Genomic DNA, 6,879 nt, shown 5'->3' on the forward strand with positions numbered 1-6,879 from the left:
CCGGGCGAGCGCTCCTTCGCGCTGCCCGAGCCCTCTTGCTCACATGGGGTGCCCGTAGCGGGTACGGATCAGAGCTGCTCGCCGACGAAGACCGTCAGGTCCACGAGGCGGTTGGAGTAGCCCCACTCGTTGTCGTACCAGCCGAGGATCTTCACCGTGTTGCCCTCCTGGACCATGGTCAGGGAGGAGTCGAAGATGCAGGACGCCGGGTCGCTGACGATGTCGGAGGAGACGATCGCGTCCTCGGTGTAGGCCAGGAAGCCCTTGAGGGCGCCGTCCTCGGCCGCCTTCTTGAAGACGGCGTTGACCTCGTCCTTGGTGGTCTCGCGCTGGAGCGTGACCACCAGGTCGGTGGCGGAGCCGGTGGGGACCGGGACGCGCATGGCGATGCCGTCCAGTTTGCCCTTGAGCTGCGGCAGGACCAGGGCGGTGGCCTTGGCGGCGCCGGTCGTCGTCGGGATGATGTTCTCGGCGGCGGCGCGGGCGCGGCGCAGGTCCTTGTGCGGGAAGTCCAGGATGCGCTGGTCGTTGGTGTACGCGTGGACCGTCGTCATCAGGCCCTTGACGATGCCGAAGTTCTCGTCCAGGACCTTCGCCATCGGCGCCACGCAGTTGGTGGTGCAGGAGGCGTTGGAGATGACGTGGTGCTGCGCCGGGTCGTACTGGTCCTGGTTGACGCCCATGACGACGGTGATGTCCTCGTCGGTGGCCGGAGCCGAGATGAGGACCTTCTTGGCGCCGCCGGCCAGGTGCTTCGCGGCGTCGGCCTTCTTGGTGAAGATGCCGGTCGACTCGATGACGATGTCGACGCCCAGCTCGCCCCAGGGGATGTCGGCCGGGTTGCGCTCGGAGAGCACCTTGATGGTGTGGTCACCGACGGTGATCGTGTCGGCGGTGTGCGACACCTCGGCCTTCAGTCGACCCAGGATGGTGTCGTACTTCAGCAGGTGGGCGGTGGTCGCGGTGTCACCCAGGTCGTTGACAGCCACGATCTCGATGTCTGCACCCTGCTCCAGCAGCGCGCGGAAGTAGTTACGACCGATGCGGCCAAAGCCGTTGATGCCTACGCGGATCGTCACGAACCGATCTCCTCGTTGGTGCGCCGGGGTGCGACGCCCGGCGAGTTGTATGGGATGTCCCCGACCACTTCCGACCCTACCTCCCCGGGCCGCCCGGGGTGACACCGAGATGCCATTTAAGGGAGCCCTCGGAGGCGTACCACCGGGTAGTCGGTGCGCCCCGCAGCTCTTCCGATACGGGGCCCTCGCGGATGAGCGCGAAGAGGGGTCGCGCGCTCGGGGCGCACCCTCCCGGCGGGCACCGAGGGCGGTTTTGCGACCACGTTCCGTCACGCCCCCCGCGAGCCTCCCGTGCCGGTCCGGACACCGGGCGCCGTCACCCGGAGTGACCTCGCACGGGAGGGGCGTGCGGTGCGCGCCCGCGCCGTCGGAGCATGCGAGAGGGGCGCGGACCGGTCCGTGTGGACGGCGGTCCGCGCCCCCGGGGCGCGCTGCGGGCGGTTCCGTCAGCCGACCAGGTTGTCGGCCATCTCCTCGGTCAGATTGGACTCCGTCCCCGGGATGCCCAGGTCCGAGGCGCGCTTGTCGGCCATCGCCAGCAGGCGCCGGATGCGGCCGGCGACCGCGTCCTTGGTCAGCGGCGGATCGGCGAGCGCCCCCAGTTCCTCCAGGGACGCCTGCTTGTGCTCCATCCGCAGCCGACCGGCCGCCGCCAGGTGCTCGGGGACCTCCTCGCCCAGGATCTCCAGCGCCCGCTGGACCCGGGCGCCCGCCGCCACCGCCGCCCGTGCCGAGCGGCGCAGGTTGGCGTCGTCGAAGTTGGCGAGCCGGTTGGCGGTGGCCCGCACCTCGCGGCGCATCCGCCGCTCCTCCCAGGCCAGCACCGATTCGTGCGCGCCCAGCCGGGTCAGCAGGGCGCCGATCGCGTCCCCGTCCCGGACGACGACGCGGTCCACTCCGCGCACCTCACGGGCCTTCGCCGCGATCTGGAGCCGGCGGGCCGCCCCGACCAGGGCGAGCGCGGCCTCCGGCCCCGGGCAGGTGACCTCCAAGGAGGAGGAGCGGCCCGGTTCGGTGAGCGAGCCGTGCGCCAGGAAGGCCCCGCGCCAGGCCGCCTCGGCATCGCAGGTGGCCCCCGAGACCACCTGGGGCGGCAACCCCCGGATGGGGCGGCCGCGGCCGTCCACCAGGCCCGTCTGGCGGGCCAGTTGGTCGCCGCCGGCGACCACCCGGACCACGAATCGGGAACCGCGGCGCAACCCCCCGGGGGCCATGACGATCAGTTCGGAACTGTGTCCGAAGATCTCCAGCACGTCCCGCTTCAGCCGCCGGGCGGCCATCGCGGTGTCCAGCTCCGCCTCGATCACGATCCGTCCGCTGACCAGGTGCAGCCCGCCCGCGAACCGCAGGACCGACGAGACCTCCGCCTTCCTACAGCAGGTCCGGGTGACGGGGAGCCGGGAGACCTCGTCCTTCACCGCTGCCGTCATCGCCATGGGCCGATCCTTCCATGCATCCGAAAAATACGGTCGTACGCGGCGGCCAACAGCTCCGGATCGTGCCTCGGGCTGCCGTCGGGCCGGGCCACCGGGGCCAGCTCGACCGCGGCACCGAAGCTCTGTGCGGCCTCGGCCAGTGACTCGCGGTCGGGCACGGCCGCCTCGTCGGCGAGCACCACGTCCAGGGCGAGTTTAGGGGCGTGTCGTCCCAAAACCTCCAAATGACGCTGCGGGGAGAAGCCCTCGGTTTCGCCGGGCTGCGGTGCCAGGTTCAACGCGAGCACCCGGCGCGCCTTGGTCTCGGTGAGGGCGTCCCGCAGTTCGGGCACCAGCAGGTGCGGGATCACCGAGGAGAACCAGGACCCCGGCCCCAGCACCACCCAGTCGGCGTCGAGGACCGCGCCCACCGCCTCCGGCACCGCCGGCGGGTCGTTGGGCACCAGGTGCACCGACTGCACCTCGCCGGGGGTGAGGGCGACGGTGGCCTGTCCGCGCACGGTGTCCACGTCGTCCGGACGCTCCGGATCGTGCCCCTTGACCAGGGCCTCCAGCTCCAGGGGCACCGCGGACATGGGGAGCACCCGGCCGTGCGCCCCCAACAGCTTGCCCACCAGGTCCAGGGCGAGCACGTGGTCGCCGAGCTGCTCCCACAGGGCCACGATCAGCAGGTTGCCGACCGCGTGGCCGTGCATCTCGCCGGCCGAGTGGAAGCGGTGCTGGATGACCCGCGCCCAGGTCTGGCCCCAGTCGTCGTCCCCGCACAGGGCGGCCAACGCCTTGCGCAGGTCACCGGGGGGCAGGACGCCCAACTCGTCCCGGAGCCGTCCGCTGGAGCCGCCGTCGTCGGCGACGGTGACCACGGCGGTGAGGTCGCCGGTGATCCGGCGCAGTGCGGCGAGGGAGGCCGACAGGCCCATGCCCCCGCCGAGCGCCACGACCTTGGGCTGCGCACCGCGACGGCGGGCCCGTACCGGCTTTTCACCCGGACGGAGGGGGGTGGTGCGCCCGGCGCGCCGCAGCCGGATTGCGCGCGCCGTCATTCGCGGCCCATGTCCCGGTGCACGACGACGGTCTCCACGCCCTCCGCGGCCAGTCGCGCGGCGAGCTTCTCCGACATCGCGACGGAGCGGTGCTTGCCGCCGGTGCACCCGACCGCGATGGTCACGTACCGCTTGCCCTCGCGGCGGTAGCCGGCGGCGATCAGGCGCAGCAGTTCGGCGTACCGGTCCAGGAACTCCTTGGCCCCGGGCTGGTTGAAGACGTAGGCGGCGACCTCCTCGTTGAGCCCGCTGAAGGGCCGCAGCTCGGGCACCCAGTGCGGGTTGGGCAGGAACCGCATGTCCACCACGAGGTCGGCGTCGACGGGCAGCCCGTACTTGAAGCCGAACGACATCACCGTGGCCCGCAGCTCCGGCTCCTCCTCGCCGGCGAACTGGGCGTCCATCTTGGCGCGCAGCTCGTGGACGTTGAGGCTGGAGGTGTCGATCACCAGGTCGGCGTCGCCGCGCAGTTCGCGCAGGAGTTCGCGTTCGGCGGCGATGCCGTCGACGATCCGGCCGTCGCCCTGGAGGGGGTGCGGCCTGCGCACCGACTCGAAGCGGCGCACCAGGGCGTCGTCGGAGGACTCCAGGAAGACGATGCGGCGGGTGACGTGCCGGGCCTCCAGGTCGGCGAGGGACTCGCGGAGGTTGTCGAAGAAGCGCCGGCCCCGGACGTCCACGACGACCGCGATCCGGGCGACGTTGCCCTGGGAGCGGGCCCCGAGCTCGACCATGGTGGGGATCAGCGCGGGCGGGAGGTTGTCGACCACGAACCAGCCGAGGTCCTCCAGGCACTTCGCGGCGGTGGAGCGGCCCGCTCCGGACATCCCGGAGATGATCACCAGTTCGGGGATGGCCGTCTCGGGGACGCCGCTGGCGTCGATCACCATGTCGGCACCCGCCTGCGCGCCGTCGCTGCCCGGTTCCGTATGTGCACCCTGTCCGCCCTCGTCCCGTCCGGTGACCGCGTCCCGGGCGCCGGGCCCGGGCGCGGCGCCCGTATCGCGTGTGTCGTGTGCGTCGCCGTTGGTCATGGTTCCTGCCCCCGTCGGTTCTCCGAGGTGTCCGCGGACGCGGGCTCCTCGTCTTCAATGATCTCTCCGGTTGCCGTGTTCACGGCGGGTGCGGCCGGAGCCGCCCGTGCGAAGGCCGCGAGAACGGCCTCGGCGGTCTTGCGGCCCATGCCGGGGACCGCACAGATCTCTTCGATTGTGGCGGACCGGAGCTTCTTGACCGAACCGAAGTGCTTCACCAGGGCGTGCTTGCGGGCCTCCCCGAGGCCGGGCACGTCGTCGAGCGGGCCGGTCCGCAGCCGCTTGGCCCGTTTGGCGCGCTGGTAGGTGATCGCGAACCGGTGCGCCTCGTCACGGACCCGTTGCAGCAGGTACAGGCCCTCGCTGGTCCGGGGCAGGACCACCGGGTCGTCCTCCCCGGGCACCCACACCTCTTCGAGGCGCTTGGCCAGGCCGCACACCGCGATGTCGTCGAGCCCCAGTTCGTCCAGCGCCCGCTGGGCCGCGGCCACCTGGGGCTGGCCGCCGTCGACCACGACGAGTTGCGGCGGGTAGGCGAACCGTCGGGGGCGGCCGTCGCCGTCGGTCGGCCCGGCGGGCTCCTCCGGACGGCCGTCGGCGCGCAGCACCTCGGCCTCCGGCTCCGCGCCGGCGGGCGCCGGGTACCCGGCGCCTTCGACGCCCTCCGCGGGCTCGTCGTTCCCGGCGGGCTCTCCGGTCCACTCCCCGGTGCGCTCCTTCTCGGCGAGGTAGCGCCGGAAGCGTCGGGTGATCACCTCGTGCATCGAGCGCACGTCGTCCTGGCCCCGGCCGTGCCAGAGCCGGGTGTCACCGGCCCGGCCCTTGATCTGGAACCTCCGGTACTCGCTCTTGCGGGCGAGCCCGTCCTCGAAGACCACCATGGAGGCCACGACGTCGTCGCCCTGGAAGTGGGAGACGTCGTAGCACTCGATCCGCAGCGGGGCGCTCTCCAGGTCCAGGGCGGTGGCGATCTCCTCCAGCGCGCGGGAGCGGGTGGTGAGGTCGGAGGCGCGCTTGGTCTTGTGCAGGACCAGGGACTGCTGCGCGTTGCGGGCGACGGTCTCCATCAGGGCCTTCTTGTCACCGCGCCGGGGCACCCGTAGCGAGACCTGGGAGCCGCGCCGGCCGGACAGCCACTCCTGGACGGGGTCGGCCGGCTCCGGCAGCGCGGGGACCAGCACCTCCTTGGGGACGGCGTCCCCGCTCTCCTCCCCGTACAGCTGTTGCAGGGCGTGCTCGACCAGGCCCCCGGTGGTGACGGCCTCGACCTTGTCGGTGACCCAGCCGCGTTGGCCGCGCACCCGGCCGCCGCGCACGTGGAAGATCTGCACGGCCGCCTCCAACTCGTCCTCGGCGAGGGCGATCAGATCGGCGTCGGTGGCGTCCGCGAGGACGACGGCGCTCTTCTCCATGGCCTTGCGGAGCGCCTCGATGTCGTCGCGCAGCCGGGCGGCCCGCTCGTACTCCATGTCCTCCGCCGCCTCCTGCATCCGCTCCTCCAGCCGGCGGAGGTGGGCGCCGGTGCGGCCGGCCATGAAGTCGCAGAACTCCTCGGCGAGTTCACGGTGCTCCTCGGGGGTGACCCGGCCGACGCAGGGGGCCGAGCACTTGCCGATGTAGCCCAGCAGACAGGGCCGGCCGGTGCGCGCGGCGTTCTTGAACACGCCCGCCGAGCAGGTGCGCACGGGGAAGACCCGGAGCAGCAGGTCGACGGTGTCGCGGATGGCCCACGCGTGCCCGTAGGGGCCGAAGTAGCGCACGCCCTTGCGCTTCTGGCCGCGCATCACCTGGACCCGGGGGAAGTCCTCGTTCATCGTCACCGCGAGGTACGGATAGCTCTTGTCGTCGCGGTACTTGACGTTGAAGCGGGGGTCGAACTCCTTGATCCAGGAGTACTCCAACTGGAGCGCCTCGACCTCCGTCGACACCACCGTCCACTCCACCGACGCGGCCGTGGTGACCATCGTGCGGGTGCGCGGGTGCAGGCCCGCGAGGTCCTGGAAGTAGTTCGCCAGCCGCTGGCGCAGGCTCTTCGCCTTGCCGACGTAGATCACCCGGCCGTGCTCGTCCCGGAACTTGTAGACCCCCGGCGAGTCGGGGACCTGTCCCGGCTTGGGGCGGTAGCTGGAGGGGTCGGCCATGTCCACACCCTACTGGCGCGGACCGACAGGCCGGCCGGTCAGGGGGCCGGCGGCGGTGCGGTCCGGGGGCGGCTCCGGGGTGCCGGGCCGCACCCGGTTTCCGTGGGCCCGGCGGGCCGGCCCGGCGCCCCGCGGGGCGAGTGGGC

The 6,879-nt window shown here is 72.3% G+C and carries 5 protein-coding genes; all 5 read right to left on the bottom strand.

Going from position 1 to position 6,879, the window contains the following annotated elements:
- Positions 1 to 68 precede the first annotated feature (68 nt).
- The 5 genes from gap to uvrC all read right to left on the bottom strand — a co-directional run bounded on the left by gap (position 69) and on the right by uvrC (position 6,733).
- Complete coding sequence (gene gap / locus ABT092_RS16595) at positions 69 to 1,079, bottom strand: type I glyceraldehyde-3-phosphate dehydrogenase (protein WP_351244360.1); 1,011 nt, start codon at positions 1,077 to 1,079, stop codon at positions 69 to 71.
- Positions 1,080 to 1,525: 446 nt separating this feature from the next.
- Positions 1,526 to 2,515: a DNA-binding protein WhiA gene (gene whiA / locus ABT092_RS16600; protein ID WP_351244362.1), complete on the bottom strand. Its 990-nt coding sequence runs from the start codon at positions 2,513 to 2,515 to the stop codon at positions 1,526 to 1,528.
- Positions 2,506 to 3,558, bottom strand: coding sequence for a gluconeogenesis factor YvcK family protein (locus tag ABT092_RS16605; RefSeq protein ID WP_351244364.1), 1,053 nt, complete (start codon positions 3,556 to 3,558; stop codon positions 2,506 to 2,508). Before ABT092_RS16605 ends, whiA begins: the two co-directional genes overlap by 10 nt.
- Positions 3,555 to 4,448 (bottom strand): RNase adapter RapZ, encoded by an 894-nt coding sequence (gene rapZ, locus ABT092_RS16610; RefSeq protein WP_351244378.1) that lies wholly within the window; start codon positions 4,446 to 4,448, stop codon positions 3,555 to 3,557. The genes ABT092_RS16605 and rapZ overlap by 4 nt, the downstream gene beginning before the upstream one ends.
- A gap of 140 nt (positions 4,449 to 4,588) precedes the next feature.
- Positions 4,589 to 6,733 carry an excinuclease ABC subunit UvrC gene (gene uvrC, locus ABT092_RS16615; RefSeq protein WP_351244366.1) on the bottom strand — a complete coding sequence of 715 codons (2,145 nt, stop codon included), beginning with the start codon at positions 6,731 to 6,733 and terminating at the stop codon, positions 4,589 to 4,591.
- Between the last annotated feature and the right edge of the window lie 146 nt (positions 6,734 to 6,879).

The sequence above is a fragment of the Streptomyces sp. NPDC002490 genome (assembly GCF_040296045.1).
GTDB lineage: Bacteria > Actinomycetota > Actinomycetes > Streptomycetales > Streptomycetaceae > Streptomyces.

Coding starts and splice junctions, on each gene's coding strand:
- ABT092_RS16605 (WP_351244364.1), bottom strand. CDS start 3,558: ATGACGGCGCGCGCAATCCGGCTGCGGCGCGCCGGGCGCACCACCCCC.
- rapZ (WP_351244378.1), bottom strand. CDS start 4,448: ATGGTGATCGACGCCAGCGGCGTCCCCGAGACGGCCATCCCCGAACTG.
- whiA (WP_351244362.1), bottom strand. CDS start 2,515: ATGGCGATGACGGCAGCGGTGAAGGACGAGGTCTCCCGGCTCCCCGTC.
- uvrC (WP_351244366.1), bottom strand. CDS start 6,733: ATGGCCGACCCCTCCAGCTACCGCCCCAAGCCGGGACAGGTCCCCGAC.